The organism is Leucobacter celer subsp. astrifaciens (genome assembly GCF_001273835.1).
Lineage (GTDB): Bacteria > Actinomycetota > Actinomycetes > Actinomycetales > Microbacteriaceae > Leucobacter > Leucobacter celer.
In genome coordinates, this window is the sequence record NZ_JHEI01000175.1 from 1 (window position 1) to 251 (window position 251).

The window sequence follows — 251 nt, forward strand, 5'->3', positions numbered from 1 at the left end:
TCCACGATGATGGCCGCGTCATGCGCGTGCGCCACCTCGGCAAGACCGGCGACATCTGCGGTCGACCCGAAGTAACTGGGCGAGACAACGTAGACGCTCGACACCGCACGGCCGGCCTCGGCCTCTCGCGTGAGCGCGCCATCCAGCACCGCGGGCGTCAACCCGTGGGCGATCCCATGATGCGCGTCGATTCCGGGGCTCACCAACGCGGGTACGAGACCTGAGAGCAGCACTCCGACGGTGAGGCTCCA

General features: G+C 68.1%; 1 pseudogene. It reads right to left on the reverse strand.

Annotation, left to right across the window (positions count from 1 at the left end):
- Nucleotides 1-251, reverse strand: a pseudogene (locus AMS65_RS19865) (amino acid decarboxylase); the annotation flags it as partial.